The 16,023-nt window shown below is 50.1% G+C and carries 16 protein-coding genes; 4 read left to right on the forward strand and 12 right to left on the reverse strand.

All coding sequences use genetic code 11. From position 1 onward, the window contains the following. The first annotated feature begins 218 nt into the window (after positions 1 to 218). The gene (locus MKY86_RS24670; RefSeq protein WP_076083072.1) at positions 219 to 1,046 is read left to right on the forward strand and encodes a TerC family protein; all 828 of its coding nucleotides are present in this window, start codon (positions 219 to 221) and stop codon (positions 1,044 to 1,046) included. A 351-nt stretch (positions 1,047 to 1,397) separates the two neighbouring features. Here MKY86_RS24670 and MKY86_RS24675 read toward each other — a convergent pair whose 3' ends face one another. From MKY86_RS24675 to MKY86_RS24685, 3 genes are read right to left on the reverse strand one after another with little or no spacing between them, the layout of a single operon-like run. Beyond that, on the reverse strand, positions 1,398 to 2,150 hold the full coding sequence (locus MKY86_RS24675; protein WP_076083069.1) for an ABC transporter permease: 753 nt from the start codon (positions 2,148 to 2,150) through the stop codon (positions 1,398 to 1,400). Beyond that, on the reverse strand, positions 2,144 to 2,926 hold the full coding sequence (locus MKY86_RS24680) for an ABC transporter ATP-binding protein (protein WP_076083065.1): 783 nt from the start codon (positions 2,924 to 2,926) through the stop codon (positions 2,144 to 2,146). The genes MKY86_RS24675 and MKY86_RS24680 overlap by 7 nt, the downstream gene beginning before the upstream one ends. After that, the gene (locus MKY86_RS24685; RefSeq protein WP_076083062.1) at positions 2,907 to 3,905 is read right to left on the reverse strand and encodes an ABC transporter substrate-binding protein; all 999 of its coding nucleotides are present in this window, start codon (positions 3,903 to 3,905) and stop codon (positions 2,907 to 2,909) included. Before MKY86_RS24685 ends, MKY86_RS24680 begins: the two co-directional genes overlap by 20 nt. Before the next feature lie 255 nt (positions 3,906 to 4,160). Here MKY86_RS24685 and MKY86_RS24690 point away from each other — a divergent pair, with 255 nt between their 5' ends. Both MKY86_RS24690 and MKY86_RS24695 read left to right on the forward strand, forming a co-directional pair. Beyond that, positions 4,161 to 4,538, forward strand: a complete 378-nt coding sequence (locus MKY86_RS24690) for a histidine kinase (RefSeq protein ID WP_076083059.1) — start codon at positions 4,161 to 4,163, stop codon at positions 4,536 to 4,538. A gap of 251 nt (positions 4,539 to 4,789) precedes the next feature. Then, positions 4,790 to 4,975 carry a hypothetical protein gene (locus tag MKY86_RS24695; RefSeq protein WP_036723496.1) on the forward strand — a complete coding sequence of 62 codons (186 nt, stop codon included), beginning with the start codon at positions 4,790 to 4,792 and terminating at the stop codon, positions 4,973 to 4,975. 323 nt (positions 4,976 to 5,298) lie between these two features. Here MKY86_RS24695 and MKY86_RS24700 read toward each other — a convergent pair whose 3' ends face one another. The 3 genes from MKY86_RS24700 to MKY86_RS24710 all read right to left on the reverse strand — a co-directional run bounded on the left by MKY86_RS24700 (position 5,299) and on the right by MKY86_RS24710 (position 7,064). After that, entirely contained in the window at positions 5,299 to 6,129 is an 831-nt protein-coding gene (locus MKY86_RS24700; protein ID WP_076083056.1) for an alpha/beta hydrolase, read from the reverse strand. 50 nt (positions 6,130 to 6,179) lie between these two features. Next, positions 6,180 to 6,602, reverse strand: coding sequence for a MarR family winged helix-turn-helix transcriptional regulator (locus MKY86_RS24705; RefSeq protein ID WP_076083167.1), 423 nt, complete (start codon positions 6,600 to 6,602; stop codon positions 6,180 to 6,182). Positions 6,603 to 6,689: 87 nt separating this feature from the next. Beyond that, positions 6,690 to 7,064 (reverse strand): winged helix-turn-helix transcriptional regulator, encoded by a 375-nt coding sequence (locus MKY86_RS24710; protein ID WP_076083053.1) that lies wholly within the window; start codon positions 7,062 to 7,064, stop codon positions 6,690 to 6,692. Positions 7,065 to 7,263: 199 nt separating this feature from the next. On the opposite strand from MKY86_RS24710, the gene MKY86_RS24715 reads away from it, so the two are divergent. After that, positions 7,264 to 7,794: an NAD(P)H-dependent oxidoreductase gene (locus MKY86_RS24715; RefSeq protein WP_076083050.1), complete on the forward strand. Its 531-nt coding sequence runs from the start codon at positions 7,264 to 7,266 to the stop codon at positions 7,792 to 7,794. Positions 7,795 to 7,906: 112 nt separating this feature from the next. Here the strand turns inward: MKY86_RS24715 and MKY86_RS24720 are convergent, their stop codons facing one another. From MKY86_RS24720 to MKY86_RS24745, 6 genes are all read right to left on the reverse strand, one after another. Continuing rightward, positions 7,907 to 8,668 carry a SagB/ThcOx family dehydrogenase gene (locus MKY86_RS24720; RefSeq protein ID WP_076083047.1) on the reverse strand — a complete coding sequence of 254 codons (762 nt, stop codon included), beginning with the start codon at positions 8,666 to 8,668 and terminating at the stop codon, positions 7,907 to 7,909. 225 nt (positions 8,669 to 8,893) lie between these two features. After that, positions 8,894 to 10,624, reverse strand: coding sequence for a beta-N-acetylhexosaminidase family protein (locus tag MKY86_RS24725; protein WP_340827554.1), 1,731 nt, complete (start codon positions 10,622 to 10,624; stop codon positions 8,894 to 8,896). A 56-nt stretch (positions 10,625 to 10,680) separates the two neighbouring features. After that, positions 10,681 to 12,420 carry a family 10 glycosylhydrolase gene (locus MKY86_RS24730; protein ID WP_083685591.1) on the reverse strand — a complete coding sequence of 580 codons (1,740 nt, stop codon included), beginning with the start codon at positions 12,418 to 12,420 and terminating at the stop codon, positions 10,681 to 10,683. 50 nt (positions 12,421 to 12,470) lie between these two features. Further along, complete coding sequence (locus tag MKY86_RS24735) at positions 12,471 to 14,105, reverse strand: extracellular solute-binding protein (RefSeq protein WP_076083038.1); 1,635 nt, start codon at positions 14,103 to 14,105, stop codon at positions 12,471 to 12,473. 34 nt (positions 14,106 to 14,139) lie between these two features. Next, complete coding sequence (locus MKY86_RS24740) at positions 14,140 to 15,030, reverse strand: carbohydrate ABC transporter permease (RefSeq protein WP_076083034.1); 891 nt, start codon at positions 15,028 to 15,030, stop codon at positions 14,140 to 14,142. Between the two features lie 43 nt (positions 15,031 to 15,073). Next, positions 15,074 to 16,000: an ABC transporter permease gene (locus tag MKY86_RS24745; RefSeq protein ID WP_076083030.1), complete on the reverse strand. Its 927-nt coding sequence runs from the start codon at positions 15,998 to 16,000 to the stop codon at positions 15,074 to 15,076. Positions 16,001 to 16,023: the final 23 nt, after the last annotated feature.

Genomic DNA, 16,023 nt, shown 5'->3' on the forward strand with positions numbered 1-16,023 from the left:
CTGTTAGATAAAATCGTCAATACGAGAATATGAGGATATTCTCCGGTTTTATCGGCAATAGATTATTGTTAGCGAGACCTTTACCAACCAGGTTACCTTTATTCCAAAGGCTAATCTGTTTGGTAAAGGTCTTTTTTATATATATTTTTGGTTAAACTAATGGTATCACCGTTAGTTTCTCAAAAAAGCAGCTAAACCCACTTGAGGAGGAAACAGCAATGGATTGGGGATTATTATTAGAGTACGGATGGGTATTGCTCGTTCTCGTAGCACTGGAAGGGCTGCTTGCCGCAGACAACGCACTTGTACTCGCAATTATGGTTAAGCATCTTCCTGATGAGGAACGTAAGAAGGCATTGTTCTACGGATTGGCTGGAGCGTTTGTGTTCCGGTTCGGATCGCTGTTCGTCATCTCCTATCTGGTAGACATCTGGCAGGTACAAGCCATCGGTGCGCTATATCTGTTATTTATCGCGGGGAATCACATCTTCCGAAAAGTGTTATTCGCTAAGCCGGTCACGGAAGACGCCGCTGAAAGCGGAAGCCCTGGAGCTGTAAATAAGAAGAAAGCCAGCTTCTGGTTCACCGTACTTAAGGTCGAGGTAGCAGATATTGCCTTTGCTGTAGACTCCATCCTCGCAGCCGTAGCCCTGGCCGTTGCTCTTCCGGCAAGTGGTATCCGCAACATCGGCGGCCTCGACGGCGGACAGTTCCTTGTAATCTTCGCGGGCGGGTTCATTGGTCTCGTTATTATGCGATTCGCTGCTTCCTTCTTCGTTAAGCTGCTTCACACCCGTCCGGGTCTTGAGGTTGCTGCCTTCTTCATCGTCGGCTGGGTAGGGGTTAAGCTCGCAGTCATCACTCTGGCCCACCCTGCTCTGGGTGTATTGTCTGAAGACTTCGCACACAGCACCTGGTGGAAACTGACCTTCTATGTAGTTCTGATCATCATTGCAGCTACAGGCTGGTTCATGAGCAGTGTCAAGACCGAAGAGAATGTCGGCGAGAATCCTGTCAAGGAAGTCGACAAGCAACTCGGCAAATAATCTCTATTTGAAAGAAAAGCTATAAGATGCTCTTAAGATTAGAACTCAAAGCTTGGTCGTCGCTGCGGTGAACATTTGGACTTCCGGCCGCTGTTGTCTTTGGATTTCCTGATTGTAACCGCTCTTCGCGGTAGAAATCCAAAAACAAAGGCGGTCGCTTCCGCTCCTACAGTTCCAAATTTCCCCTCCGCTTCTTTTGGCTTTTTGTTAATTCTTTAGTGCGTCTTATATAGTCCATAAAATAAAAAGAAATCTCCCTTTGGGATGGATTATGAATTATCCATCTTACCAAAAGGGCGATTTCTTTTTTAACTATGTGGAACTCAGGTGTATCGCATCCTGCTTAAACAGCTATCTCCGCCACTTCATGAATCTATAATCCAGCACATCCACCAGCAGGAACAGCACGAACCCCACCAGACTGAACAGCATAATTCCGGCATACATCTCAGGGTAGTCCAGCCGCAGCCAGGCATCCATGATAAAGAAGCCCATACCATGCTCCGTACCGTAGATTTCGGTGAAAAAGAGTACTGAAATCGCTGTGCCCAGCGAAATACGAATCGTACTGAGGATCACCGACAAGGCGCCGGGAAGCGTCACATTCCAGAATTTCTGCATCGTGCTGGCACCAATACTCGTCAGCACATCATAAGTACTCTCGGGGATGGCCTTCACACCATCACGTACCGAGATAATGACCTGAAACAGCAGGATCAGCATAATCATCAGCACCTTGGAGGTTTCTCCGAGTCCGAAGAAGAGCATGACCACCGGCAACAGCGCAATTTTGGGGATCGGATAGGTCAGATAGACGACCGGGTCCAGTACCCGGTTCCAGAAGGGAGAGCGGCCCATCAGCAGACCGGCCAGCAGACCGAGCAGCAGAGCCAGCAGCACACCTTCAGTGATGCGCATCAGACTGTAGCTGACATTCAGCGCCACATCATGGGCCCCAAGCTGAAACATTGCCTTATAGACCGCGCCTGGGCTGGGAAGAATCGCGTGATTCATGAGCAGATAAGCGACATACCAGAGCGCATTCATTCCGGCAAAAACAAGCAGCAGGCGCAGCAGGTGAATAAAATGCCGTCGTTTTACCATTTCTCCATCATTACCTTTCGGATTCTCTTCGTCTGCTCGAAGTATTCATCGCTCTCCCGCTTCTGGGAATGCTTCATGGCAAATACAGCAGCGTTATCGAGAATCTCCGGCGGCTCCTGCTGGCCCGGCAGCATTATGATAATCTTCTGTCCCAAGAGAATCGCCTCCTCCACATCGTGGGTCACGAACAGCGTGGTCGCCGGATGCGCCTGCCAGTTGTCGATAAAAATCTGCTGCAGCCCTTCCCGCGTAATGGCATCCAGCGCCGAGAACGGCTCATCCAGCAGCAGAAGCGTCGGCAGTATGGCAAAGGCGCGGGCAATGGCCACCCGCTGCTGCTGACCGCCGCTCAGTGAGAGCGGAAACCGGCCGGCGAGCTGGGCGATTCCCATGGATTCAAGCCAGTGCATAATTTGCCGGTCCTGCTCCCGCCGATTGTGGCCTGCCCCGCCCGGACGGGCGATCCGCATCGCAATCCGAATGTTGTCACGGACCGTCTTCCAGGGCAGCAGACCATAATTCTGCGGCACGAGCCCGATCAGCGTCTCCTTCTCATGGACAGATCTGTCATTGAAAAGCAGTTCCCCCTCGTAACCAGGCAGCAGTCCGGCAATCGCCCGCAGCAGCGTGGATTTGCCGCTGCCCGAGGGACCGATCACCGTATAAATCCCGTGCTCCGGCAGGGTCAGGTTCATTTCCCCCAGGGCCAGCTGCCCGTTCTGATAAGCTACATGGAGCTGATTAATGCGGAGACCGCTATTTTTTAAACTGGACATCGGAGATCACATCTTCAGCCGATAGCGTTTTGGTCAACAGTCCTTTTTCACGGGCCCAGGCAAAAGCAGCCTCCACTTCCTTCACATCCACCTGGTTCGCAGGCAGATACTCCGGCACCTTAATCTCATTCTTCAGCGTATCGGGATAGCCCACTTCCTTAATAATCAGGTCGATATATTCCGATTGGTCATGCGTCTTCATATAATCGACAGCCTCATCATAAGCGGCGTACATATCGCGGATTCCCTGACCCTTGGCATCAATGGCACTCTGCGGAAAAGCCAGCACAAACGGATTGATCCCCGCACTATGGGTGGAGCTGAGAACACGCAGACCGGCAGTACGGCCCATGGTGACAAAAGGCTCCGGCAAAACAGCCGCATCCGCCTTATGATTCTTAAGCAGCTCCAGACGCGTTGGAATCTGCGGCACTTCCGTTACAGTAATATCGGCTTCCGTCAGGCCTGCCTGCTTCAGCATCATGGCAACGGTATACTGGGTTGAGGTATTCTTGGACAGGATGACGGTCTTCCCCTTCAGATCCTTTACCTCTTTCACTGCATCATTTCCGGTCAGCAGGTCGAATTCACCTGTGGTCGTGCTGGTGATTTTGACATCGAGTCCTGCTTCATTATAGATCGAGATCGCCACCAGATCCGCACTGAGGCCATCTACCTTACCCGCCTGAAAAGCCACATCACGATCCTTCGCGCTCTTGAAGGTCTGGATATCCAGGTTCACATGATGCTTCTGATCAAATCCCTGCTCATGGGCAATAATAAAAGGAATTGCATCGATGGATGGCAGCAGTCCCAGCGATATCGTAACAGCCTCAGCAGGTACAGCTGTAGCAGCTCCTGTATTAGTATCTTTGGCATTTCCTGCCTGATTTGCGCTACCGCATCCGGCAGCTACTACACTGACAGCAGCAGTCAGCACGACTAGCTTCATAAGGTGTTTCCAGTTTCTTGTCTTCATGGATCTTGATTCCCCCATCTCTTATCGGTTACACTTCATGCGAATTTATTCACATACATAGTACACCCATTGTCCTATTTTGTATATTTATAAATTTAAGTATCAGTTTTCTAATGTCCAATATGTTCATGGAATTCTTTTTACAGCAGCACCCAATAATGACGCAAATATGCTATAATGACCTGTACCTATTCCGCAGGTATCCCCCCTTCAAGCAGCAGTCCTATTCCAACCCTATCTAAGGAGCTGTGCCCTATGAGCGATGTAATTCTCCAGCAGATTCTTGCCGAGCTGCAAGGCGTAAAGTCCGAAATTAACGGAATGAAATCTGAAATTGCAGGAATCAAGTCCGATGTTAAAAATCTTCAGTCAGAATTCGCTACATTCAAGTCTGAAATTGTTGGCGAGTTGGTTATCATCAAGGATGATATCGAAAGCATCAAGGAAGATACGAAGCTAATCCCGCTTATTCAACAGGCGGTGTCCGAAGTGAATACTGAAGTCGTTGCTGGCCGGGATTCACTGGAGCGGATCGACCGGAGCCTGCGCGGACATGACGCAACACTGGATATCCTGGCCCGGCGTTCTATAGATCAGGAAGCTGAAATGAAACGTTTAGCTGCTTCTGCATAACATCTTGCCCCGAAGCGACCGCCCTCCCGGCTGCCGCTTTTTTGTTGCCCGCACGCAGTCCATCTCACAAGGACATTGTTCTCTTATACAAATACAAAACCAGTTATGGCAACATTATTCCTTATTTATTTGTCTTTAACAGGCGGACATTCCATTGCTTTATGGATTATGTATGTTATAATGAAAGCGTAACCAAATGAGATGTCCCAGAGGTTCATTACCGTATTTCATCGCCAAGGAGGATGAATGCAATGCTGGCAGGAATTAAGGAACTGAAGAATTGGGTAACCGGGATGTGGCAGCCGGGGATGGCTTCCGGAGAAGAGGATTACCGGAGAATGGAATACAGCGCACACCGCCATCTGCACACACCGCCAACACCAAGCCCGCTAACTTACGAGCAGGAATCGCGCATCAAGACTGTCAAATTTCACTAATTTCCAGTTAGATGTATATATAGAACACCCTTCACCTATCAGGTTAAGGCCGCTAAGGAACGGGAGCATCCCGGTTCTAGCGGCCTTTTATTTGTTGCACTGTATATATTGAACTAATGATTTTTAGGTTTTAGGATTAGCTGTGACTCCAGAGAAGTTTTGGACTTCCAGCCGCTGTTGTCTGCAGATTTCTTGATTTTATCCCGTTATTAACGGTTGAAATCCGCATACAAAGGCGGACGCTACCGCTCCTCCAGTTCCAAAATTCCCCTCCGCCACTTTTCCTTTAACAATAAATTTTTAGTTCAATCTATATAGATTCATTATCTCGCCAACCACCGCAGGATCGTCTGTGCCGCTTCCAGATAGCGCTGTCCTACGAGCAGGCCGGTATGGGTGGTGCCCCAAAGACCTGCGTAGGCTGCGCGGAAATACGCTGCATTGGCCCTGCCCCGGCGCTCATCCTCATCACTGTTAACCGCATGGATCGCCAGACAAGGGCAAGTAATGGACCCGCTGTCTACAGATACCCCTGCTGCTCCGAAATGATAAGAAAAGGTTCGAAACGCCTTGGCGGACTCCATCGTCAGGTATTTGCGCTGAAACGCTATGTCTTCTGCCGTCTCATCCAGGCTGGTCTCCTCTTCGCGGACCGGAGCGGGCACTACATTACCTGGTACCGTTCTGACGATATCTGTATACGGCACCTCCTCATGAACCTCCCTGCATAGACTTGAATCCATCAGCACAAGCCCGGCCAGCCCGGCTGTCTCCGCCACCTTCTGGCTGAGGATCCCGCCCATACTGAACCCGATCAGGACAGGAGCAGCTCCGCATTCAGTCTGAATCAACTGCACTATCTCATGGATATCCTCCAGATAATCTTCAAAGGTAATCTGTGTCATATCCAGCACCCTGCTCCGGTAATGACTTCTCAGATTCATCACATAACACGTCCAGCCATCACGGATGAAATGGGGAAGGTACTTGCTCCACATCCAGCTTCCGGTATATGCACCGTGTACGAATAGCAGAGGAGGCCTAGGACCAGTAACCTGAGGGAGTTCCCTCCCCTCGAATATCTCCAGAAATAAATCGTGCTCACCGATGGTTTTCTCTATATGCGGCGGCAATTCTTTCGTGTAATCCCTCATGATGATTCCTCCTTCCAATTAGTTTGATATCAAACTATTGGTTGAATTTTTTAGAAGTTGTTATTAATTTTCTTTAAAATACTAAGCAGCGCTTCTTTCTCCTGTTCGGAGACATTGCGGTAGAACTGCTCCAGCATTTGTGCGGATATAGCCTCAAAAACCGTCTCCAGTTCCCTTCCCTTATCTGTCAAAGCAACAAAAACATACCTGGTATCCTCTTTGTCCCTCTCCTTCATGACCAGCCCAAGCCGCACCAGCTTATCCACAAGTGCCGTAACTGTAGATTTGTCCTTATGAATTTTGGTGGAGAGCTCTGCCATAGTCAGTCTGTGTTTATGAAGCAGCGCATAGATAATATCCCCATGCGAAGTGCCGATCCCGTCTACTCCCTGCTTCACCATCTCTTGGATAATGAACCGGTTAACCTTCTCTCTGATCCTGGAGATCAGTGAAATAACGTCTCTAGTTTCCATACAGGGATTATAGTTTGATATCAAACCATTGTCAATCACATGGAACTCCATTGGAGCCGTCAAAAATATGGAGATGGATCACCCTAGCTATTCGTAAGACGCTGATTCCGGCGCAGTATTCTCTAAAAGCACTATAGCCTCACCCTGCTGCTGTCTCATTCTGATATTGGCCCTGCCCCATGAACACATGACATCGATGATTTCATTGGCTGTAATTCCATATTCCGTTATATAATATTCCACTTTGGGCGGCATCTGTTGATAGACCTGTCTGCCGATCATTCCGTCCTTCTCAAGTTCGCGAAGCTGCTGGATCAGGACCTTTTGTGAGATACCTGGGATATTGCGCTGCAATTCGCTTGTCCTTTTCTCGCCCGACATTAAATTACATATGATCAACGATTTCCATTTGCCGCCGAGAATTTCAAGCGTTGCTTCTATGCCTAAACGATATTGCTTCATACCTGCCACCTCATTCACACTGAATTAACTTTAGCTTATCGCATCTCATGATTTCTATCATGCCACAGATCCCGCAGAAGGCCAATGCACACCTGGAGGTAACCTGGTTACTTCATTGTGTGTATTTACATTTCTGCAGGCTTCCAAAATAATATAAGCAGCTGAACCAAAACAATTATCCGCGGAAAGGTGATTAATCATGAAAACCCTTGTGATTCTAGCCCATCCCCATATTGAAACTTCCAGAGTGAACCGGAGATGGCAACAAGAGCTGCTGCAGCATACAGAGGAAATTACCGTTCATGAGATTTATAAGGAGTACCCCGACTGGAGCATTGATGTTCAGCGGGAGCAGCATTTACTGGAGGCGCACGACCTGATTATTTTCCAATTCCCCTTATACTGGTACAGCTACCCGCCTTTATTAAAAAAATGGCTGGATGACGTCTTCACACACGGCTGGGCGTATGGTTCAAACGGGAACAAGCTGAACGGGAAAAAGCTGGGCATAGCTATGACCATCGGTGATAAAAAGGAAAACTACCTGCCGGCAGGGTCCGTTTCTTTTACAGTAGATGAAGTGATCGCACCTTTCAAAGCCAGTGCAGTACATGTAGGCGCAACCGCACTACCCTATTTCGCCGTCTTCGGCGCCTCCTTCCAGGCGAGTGATGAAGAAATCAACCAGAGTGCAGCAGACTATCTCCAATATATTATTGAGAATAGATAAGGGCGGGGAGAATGGTCCAAAAACCTCCCCTCGCCCGGAGGGGCAACGGAAGCTTTTAAACGTGTCACTCTGAAGCACGGCAGCTGTAGATCATTTGCCCGGCTTACCTTACCTATTCCCGCTTCTTCCCCACTGCGCCAAGATAGATCACAAACTCTTCATCCCCGTCCAGCGCCAAAATCTCATCAATCAGCTTCTGGTCATAGATCCCGATAGCGCAGGCGCCTGCTCCGATCGATTCACTGGCTAAGTACAGGTTCTGGCAGACATGTCCAACGTCGATGAGGATTTTTTTGTGGGCTGAAATATCATACTTCCACTCCGAGCGGTACGGTGTGGTACTCCAGGCGAACAGCACAGAAGCCTTGCGTGCAAAGTTAGGGACAAACGGCTGATCCAGCGTAATGGCATCAATCTTCTGCTCCAGCTCATCCAATTCAAACATAAACAAGAGCTTATGCTCCACAGGAAGGTATCTGTAGATCCCCTGCCAAATGCCCTCTACCCGCATAATCATCAGGTAAGTCTCAAAAGTGTGTGTCGCCCCGCTGCAGGGTACAGTCCTCAGCGTAAGCCCGTTCTTGTTCATTCCAGTAATCCCCTGGGTGGCCCACAATAAATAGGACAGCTCCTCCAGACTTAACGTGTCCGCAGAATAGAAGCGTGTACTTCTTCTCTGCTCTATACATTCAAAAATGCTGTCTTTACCTACAGTATCCCTGCTGACCTTGGGCAAATCAATAATAAGCGAATCCGGATCAAACGCCTTCACAACCGGCGGCTGTGCAATACCCTTAATCTTGTCTGTTTTAATCCGTTTGAATTCATGAAAATTGGATTTCAGAAAATTTCTTTGTTGTTCATATCTGGTCATAACAGATCCTCCTCGATTACCTTATTAGCTCAAATTTATCAGGTACTCAAAATCAAAAGGTGATCTAACTCACTCTTCCGTGATTTTGGCAAACAAAAAACCTCCCCTCACCCCGAAGGGGAAAGGAAGGCTTACACGTATTGTCATTGGAGTATGGCGGCAATATTTCCAGCATTACGTTTAATTTTGGTACGGTACTATCCATTAATCAGGATCAACAGGCGCTTAGATTACCACCTCATCCTCCAAAATCAGCCGGTATCCCTTCTTGCCTTCCCTGGCAGCAAGTCCCCAGGCCTCGGCTGCCATCCAAGCGGGATCACTCCCCAGCCGGACCTCAAAGGCCCGGCAGGCTTCGGCCCGCTTACGCAGTTCTTCATCGGCTCCGGGTTCAGTTCCCCCGGTTATTACCTTCCGCCGCAAGGCCCTCCACAGCTCTACATCCGCCAGGGCTCTTTGCAGCCAGGGTTCTGCTTCCGTCTGGAACTTGGAATTCTCCATTTCAAGCAGCCTGCAGGACATGCTCTCCAGACGGTCGAAATACGCGTCAAGCCAGCGTATATCTCTGCTGTGCACAGCCTCTTTCAGTTCCTTATATCCACCGCTATAGAGCTGGCTATTGAGATTCTGGCGGCAGAAGAACATCATGTCGTCTGCCAGCTCTCCGGCAAATTCGCGGACCGACAGCTCCCAGGACAGCTCCGGCATATAACGCTCACTGTTCCACATATAGTGGGCCATGGTGTTCAATGTAATCTTGGAGCATTCCCACTGCACCATTGGATTCGCTACCACGGCCTGATGTCCGGTCTGGCCAAGCCGGGAATAACGCCCGCGAACCGGGTCCAGAAACAACCGGTCATAGTCGGCATCATTGACGGGGATGTTGTCCCACAGCCACAGCTCATGTCCGTAATGGCTGTAATTCTCCTGTGCCTGTCTGCTCCCGACCTGCCGGGCAAAGACGGCAGAGCCGGTCCAGAATACCTTGATGTCCGTATGCAGCTTCTCGCGGATATCCCTCTTATATTCGGTATCCCAGGAGGACCAATACTCAGAAGGGCACATTACCAGAGTAACCTTCTGCAATTGAAGGCTTAGATAGTCATAGACACGGTTAGCCACATAGGCATGCGCCACTCCCGACCGTTCCAGGTAATGAAGGTTCTCCCCGGACAAGGCGTAGTCGATGTCGTCCATCAGCAGGGCGAAATGCCGGACACCAATAGCGATCATCGCGCTCAGCTTCGCCTCCAGACTGGCAAAATCATCTTCACTGCGAAACTGCAGATCGTTCCCCGGACTAATGCAATAATAGAAGTCCACCAGCTGCGTATCACATTCCTGCTTCAGCTCACGAATCTGCTCGAACAGATTCTCAGGATAAGGCTCACGCCATAGCTCGCGGTGATAGGGATCATCCTTGGGAGCATGCATGAAGGTATTCATCCGGTGAGCTGCCAGATAGCGCACCGCATCCATCCGGTCCTCCCAGCTCCACGGCGTGCCATAGAAGCCTTCAATAATGCCGCGGACTGGAAAAGAGGGCTCATCATGAATAGTCGCCACAGGCAACCGGCACTTGCCTTCATCTACGCTCAGCAGCCGGTGCAGAGCATCCATTCCATACCGTAGTCCCCTCTTATTGGAGGCAGCTATGGTAACTGTGCCGTCCTTACGGATATCCAGCAGATAGCCATCCGCCTTAAGCGATCCCTCGTATTCCAGCTCCAGCTTGATATTGCCAGGTTCGGGTGTTTCCTCATTTTCTCCAGGCGGCTCAAGGATCACAATCGGGCCTTCGGCGGCAAGCGGCCACTCCCACTTCTGGATCAAGGAAAATTTTGAAGTCAGCCCGATTCTCAGCTGCTGCCCTTCCAGCACCAGCTCCTCACCCTGATCGTAGTAGTCCCGAAAGTAATACTGCCGTTCTCGTAACGGCATAGTCATAGTCATACTCACGCCCCCTTTAGCCTTCATAGCAAGCCAACTCTATCTCCCGGCTATTAGGCTTAATCCGTAACCTTCACATTTCCAAACACAGCCTTGTTCCGCGAGTCATTCCCGGGATTGCTAAGGGCAATCCCGATATACACCTTGCTTTTCATTGGGATCTGAACCGTTCCGACTGTCTGCCAGCTGCTCCCATTTGCCGATATCGACCCTTTGAACGTATTGCCGGTTCTCGTCAGCTTCAGCCATTTCGGAGCGGAGGCAGTTGCCGTATGATCGGCCATAGTTCCCGCAGTTTCTGAACGATACTGGAAGGTGGCCCCATTCGATGGGGTAAGCATCATATCCGCGTGCTTGGAATTATGGCTCAGGGACTCCCGGATCATAATGCCGGCCTTGGCCCAGCCGTCCAGCCAGCTGGTGGACTGCACCTTAACCACAATCTCCGCATTGCCGCTCACGGGCTGATAGATATAATTCAGCTGATCCCCATTGCCCCAAACATCCGTAGAGCTGCTGCTGAGTGTAAATTGCTTATTGGAAGCATTATAGGTGGCGTTCCCCGGCATGGAACCGATATTCCGCGCCTTCCATACTGCAGGCAGCTGGGCCGGATAATCTTGCTCTACCGGAGCCGTCCAGCCTGGCGTCGGCCAGGTCTCACGTTCATGGATATTCGCCAGCTCCTCTTCCGGCCAGGCCCCATAGGCAAAGAACGACAGGCGCTTCACATCCGGATAATTCTCGCGGATTCCCTTGTAGACCTCCTGATATTGATCATCGGTCCAGTCATTATCCAGGGTAGCTACGATGTCAACATCACTGCCGCTAATCGCGTCACTGGTATCCTTCAGGATACCGTAGGAGGTGCTGTATACCCAATCACTGTTGAATTCCCAGTCATCGAAGTACGCCATCGGTGCGACAAAGTCGATCTCATCCTTGAACTTGGCTACATTCTGTCCAACCTCGGTAAATTCCGGCGGCAGAATATATACACCAAGCTGCACATCCGGATTCGCGGATTCGGAAATATCCTCACGGATATCGCCTACATACTGTCCGATTTGTTCGGTTCTCCATTCATTCCACTGCTGACGCTGCGGTGAATCCGTATCGAAGTCAATGCTGAGCGGCGAATACCCGAACTGCGCCTGATACTTGGCAACCGTATAATCACTGACATCCATGTTGTAATTGTCGAAGCGGATCCAGTCCAGTACAACACCGTCCACATCATAATTCTCGATCACTTCCTGAATGATGGAACGCTCATACTGCTGCACTTCATGGTGAATCGGATTGACGAAATATTCGTTACCGTTAGAGCCCGTAAACGGATTCTGAACCCCGTTCACCAACGACTGCATCTGCCATTCATCATGAGCGAGGAAGGCCTGCTGGTCATGGAACTGGGGAATCCAGGCATGAACCTTGATTCCTGCGGCATGAGCTGCCGTAATGACAGCCTGCAGGGCATCGAAATTCTGGTAGCCCTGGGCAATAGGAGCGATATCACTCTGATAAAATACACTGCCGGACGGAACCTCATCATCTTCATCCTGCTTCACATTCATGCTGATGACATCGACCCCGTAGCTTGTGGACAGCGCGATGAAATTCTGCACATCCGCCAAGTTCTTGAACTGGTTAACAGTCCGTACAATCACTTCCGTCTCAAATGGGGGATTGCTCTGCTCCTCGGCCTGTGCCGGAAGGGGAAGGGAACCCCCCGCTACCGAAGAAACCAACACAATGCCTAACACTGCCATGAACCTCGATCTCAATGTAAATGCCATAATATCGCCTCCACATCATAGTTTTATTTGGCCAGTTGCCCGTACGGCAGTTATTTCGTCAGGTTCATTTTCTTTACATTCTCCTGCCATTTTTCGGTTCTGAACTCTAGCAGCTTATCCAGCCCGGCTTTTGCGGTGTTCTTTCTGGCGGTATCCAGTGCCGCAAGCACCTCTTCATCCGACTTGGCCTGAACCATCTGGGCGTAAGCAAGGGTATAGATATCCGCGACATTCTGGGCTATGATACCGGTCTCCGTATCGGGAAGCGGATCGGTATTTACGAATTGTGTAATGTCCAGCGCGGTTTTCCAGGTCACTGTGGACTGGGCCACGGTCTCCCATGATTTCTGATTCGCGGAGAGCAGCGCCTCGAGGCTCATTTTGGCCGTATCAATGAAGGTCGTATTCCCGGCCCAGTTAAAGTCCTCGAATTTCCTCATCGTATCCGTGCGCTCGTTAGCAGGCGTCGTCTTGTATTTCTCGTTCGGAATCGGCGCTCCATCCGCATCCTCTTCATCCCAGTACAAGCCCTTAGGGCCGAAGAACAGCACCTTCTGTCCCTCCGGACCCGTAATCCAGTCAAAGTAAGCGAAGATAGCCTCCGGGTCCTTGGCTTGTTTGGTAATAACACTGACGTTCCAGCCCAGCGTCTCAAAGCCGCTTACAAATACTTTGGTCTTGTCTATTCCTGCTTTGTGGACAGGCCAGATAATTTCATAACCGCTGTCCGGATTGCTTGCTGTCAATGCCCGGTGTCCCTCGGCTCCATACGTAGTGATATTGGATTCGACCATGACTGCTACCCGGCCGGTATTGACCTTTTCCTTGACCGCATCCTGGGTTTGCTGCAGCGCATCCTGCGTAATCAGCCGTTCACGGTACAGCTTATTGATGTACAGCACCATCTCCTCGTAAGCGGGATCATCCAGGATCGATGACAGCTTGTCGCCATCCGGATATCCCATGAGTGTAACGAACTTGCTGGTGGAGTTCTCCTTGAAGCCGCCATACATTATCTCCAGACCTGCGCCCTTCTCCCCAACCTCCAGAGGGACTACATCCGGATACTTGTCTTGCACCAGGAGCAAATATTGATACAAGTCATCAAAGGTCTCCAGCGCCGGCCTGCCGAGTGCGTTATAGATATCCTTATTCACCATCCATCCGCCGTTGCCGAATTGCCCGGAGGTATACCAGTTCGGGATTTGATAGATTTTCCCGTCGTCGGAACGGAGCAGATTCAGGGTCGATTCCTTCACATATTTCTTGAAGTTCGGATATTTCTCATAGTAATCATCCAGTGCAACGAGCTGCCCCGCCTGCACCAGCCTCTCCACTGAGGACCCCCGGTCCGTAAAAATAACATCCGGCAAATCGCCGCCGACGATCATCGTGTTGAGCTTTTCTCCGGCCGCTCCTCCGGATTGGATCGGTTCAACCGTAACCTTGCGGTTCTCCTGAATCCACTTCGTCGCCTCATTCTCCCCCCATGGTGATGTCGTGAGCCAGTCGTAGTTGCCATAGAAGCTGAAGGTGACAGGCTTGATCCCGCTGCCGTCATCTGTAGCGGCCCCGGTATTCAGATTGTTCTGTGAAGTGTCAGAATTCCCCCCTCCGCTACAGGCAGCGAGCAGCAGCACCAGCGAAGTCAGCAACAGAGCTACCCATGTCAGGCGTTTGCGCATTCTTTTTCCTTCTTTCTACGTAAGATGGGGACTGCTATTCTTTCAATGAACCGACCATCACGCCCTTCACAAAGTACTTCTGGAGAAAAGGGTAGGTCAGGATAATCGGAATAGTAGCGATCATCATCGTAGCCATAGTCAGTGACTTCGTGGTAATCGTCCGATTCCGGTTCATATGATCCAGCGCGATCGCATTCGAGGAGCCAATCTGGGTCATGATGTTGGAGTTCATTACCTGCCGCAGCAGCGTCTGTATAGGCAGCAGGCGATCCTCGGTAATGTAGATCGCTCCCGTAAACCAGTCATTCCAGTAACCGACTGCGGTGAATAAGGCTATCGTGGCCAGCACCGGGCCGGAGACGGGAATCACAATCCGGAAGAAAATGCCGTAGTTGCTGCAGCCGTCGATTTTGGCGGATTCCTCCAGTCCCTCCGGCAAAGCGCTGAAGAAGGTGCGGATGACAATCATGTTCCAGACGCTGATGATGCCGGGGATAATCAGCACCCAAAAGGTATCCAGCATCCCCAAAGAACGGATGAGTAAATAACTGGGGATAAGCCCTCCGCTGAAGAACATCGTAATCATGAAAAACACCATGTATTGCTTGCGGAAAAGTAAGGTCTTCTTGGACATGCCGTAAGCTAGCAAGGCCGTAAAGAATACGGATAATGCTGTGCCGCAGAGCGTTCTGAGAATGGTGATCAGAAACGAATTCAGCAGGCGGTCATCCTGAAACACAATATAATAATTTTCCAGGGTAAAGGCTCTCGGCCACAAGGTTACACCGCCGAGCGCCGTATCGCTCCCCAGATTAAAGGAAATGACGAGCGCGTTCCAAAACGGGTACAGCATGAGTAGCGCCAGCAATGCCAAAAGGATATAAATACTCCGCTGCATCATTTTGTCGCCCAGGCTTAGTCTCATTGTTCGGCCCTCCTAAAAGGTTTATGGAGCATTGTTGTGGTATCTACCAGAGACTTACATCTGCCCGGCGGGCGATTTTGTTGGCTGTCACCAGCAGAATGACACTGATTACCGCTTTGAACAGCCCTACCGCTGTCGCATAAGAGAATCTGGCATTTAATATCCCGACGCGGTACACATAGGTATCGATAACATCGGAGTAGGGCCTGAGGATTGGATTAGTTGCAAGCAGCAGAATATCCTCGAAGCCCGCACTGAGCAGACCGCCGATGGCAAGAATCATAAAGATGACGATAATGGGGGTAATGCTGGGGAGTGTAATCAGGTGAATTTGCTTAAACCGGCTTGCTCCGTCTATGGATGCAGCCTCATACAGGGTCGGATCAATGCCGGCAATCGCCGCCAGATAGACAATACTTCCGAATCCGACTTCCTTCCAGACATTTACACTTACCAGAATAGACCAGAAGTATTTGGGTACCGCAAGGAAGTTAACCGGCTCCTGGACCAGATTGAACCGCTCCAGCAGATAGTTCACCGTTCCGTTATCAACGGATAACAGCGAAAATACGAAACCGGATACAATAACCCAGGACAGGAAATAAGGTAAGTAGCTGACGGTCTGGATCACGCGCTTGAAGCCCATATGCCCGACTTCATTCAGCATCAGCGCAAGCAGTATCGGGGCAGGAAAAGAGATAATCAATTTTAACAGGCTAATTACAAGGGTGTTACGCATCACATTCCAGAACTCCGGCGCCTCGAAGAACATTCTGAATTGCATCCATCCCACCCAGGGGCTATTCATCATGCCGCCGAAAATATCGTATTGCTGGAACGCCATAACCACGCCATACATCGGAATGTAACTGAAAATGAATACAAAGATAATTCCCGGCCAAACCATAGACTGCAAATCCAATTGACTGTTAAATTTCTTCCACCTGCTCGGTTTCCCGGCCGTATTCATCCGCTTGACCTCCTCTGGACGAT

Source organism: Paenibacillus sp. FSL R7-0333, assembly GCF_038000365.1.
GTDB classification, from domain to species: Bacteria; Bacillota; Bacilli; order Paenibacillales; family Paenibacillaceae; genus Paenibacillus_AQ; species Paenibacillus_AQ silagei.

Excerpts from the sequence above, each read along its gene's own strand:
- MKY86_RS24685 (WP_076083062.1), bottom strand. The coding sequence starts at position 3,905 with ATGAAGACAAGAAACTGGAAACACCTTATGAAGCTAGTCGTGCTGACT.
- MKY86_RS24690 (WP_076083059.1), top strand. The coding sequence starts at position 4,161 with ATGAGCGATGTAATTCTCCAGCAGATTCTTGCCGAGCTGCAAGGCGTA.
- MKY86_RS24745 (WP_076083030.1), bottom strand. The coding sequence starts at position 16,000 with ATGAATACGGCCGGGAAACCGAGCAGGTGGAAGAAATTTAACAGTCAA.
- MKY86_RS24705 (WP_076083167.1), bottom strand. The coding sequence starts at position 6,602 with ATGGAAACTAGAGACGTTATTTCACTGATCTCCAGGATCAGAGAGAAG.
- MKY86_RS24700 (WP_076083056.1), bottom strand. The coding sequence starts at position 6,129 with ATGAGGGATTACACGAAAGAATTGCCGCCGCATATAGAGAAAACCATC.
- MKY86_RS24725 (WP_340827554.1), bottom strand. The coding sequence starts at position 10,624 with ATGACTATGACTATGCCGTTACGAGAACGGCAGTATTACTTTCGGGAC.
- MKY86_RS24735 (WP_076083038.1), bottom strand. The coding sequence starts at position 14,105 with ATGCGCAAACGCCTGACATGGGTAGCTCTGTTGCTGACTTCGCTGGTG.
- MKY86_RS24720 (WP_076083047.1), bottom strand. The coding sequence starts at position 8,668 with ATGACCAGATATGAACAACAAAGAAATTTTCTGAAATCCAATTTTCAT.
- MKY86_RS24680 (WP_076083065.1), bottom strand. The coding sequence starts at position 2,926 with ATGTCCAGTTTAAAAAATAGCGGTCTCCGCATTAATCAGCTCCATGTA.
- MKY86_RS24710 (WP_076083053.1), bottom strand. The coding sequence starts at position 7,064 with ATGAAGCAATATCGTTTAGGCATAGAAGCAACGCTTGAAATTCTCGGC.
- MKY86_RS24715 (WP_076083050.1), top strand. The coding sequence starts at position 7,264 with ATGAAAACCCTTGTGATTCTAGCCCATCCCCATATTGAAACTTCCAGA.
- MKY86_RS24670 (WP_076083072.1), top strand. The coding sequence starts at position 219 with ATGGATTGGGGATTATTATTAGAGTACGGATGGGTATTGCTCGTTCTC.
- MKY86_RS24730 (WP_083685591.1), bottom strand. The coding sequence starts at position 12,420 with ATGGCATTTACATTGAGATCGAGGTTCATGGCAGTGTTAGGCATTGTG.
- MKY86_RS24740 (WP_076083034.1), bottom strand. The coding sequence starts at position 15,030 with ATGAGACTAAGCCTGGGCGACAAAATGATGCAGCGGAGTATTTATATC.
- MKY86_RS24695 (WP_036723496.1), top strand. The coding sequence starts at position 4,790 with ATGCTGGCAGGAATTAAGGAACTGAAGAATTGGGTAACCGGGATGTGG.
- MKY86_RS24675 (WP_076083069.1), bottom strand. The coding sequence starts at position 2,150 with ATGGTAAAACGACGGCATTTTATTCACCTGCTGCGCCTGCTGCTTGTT.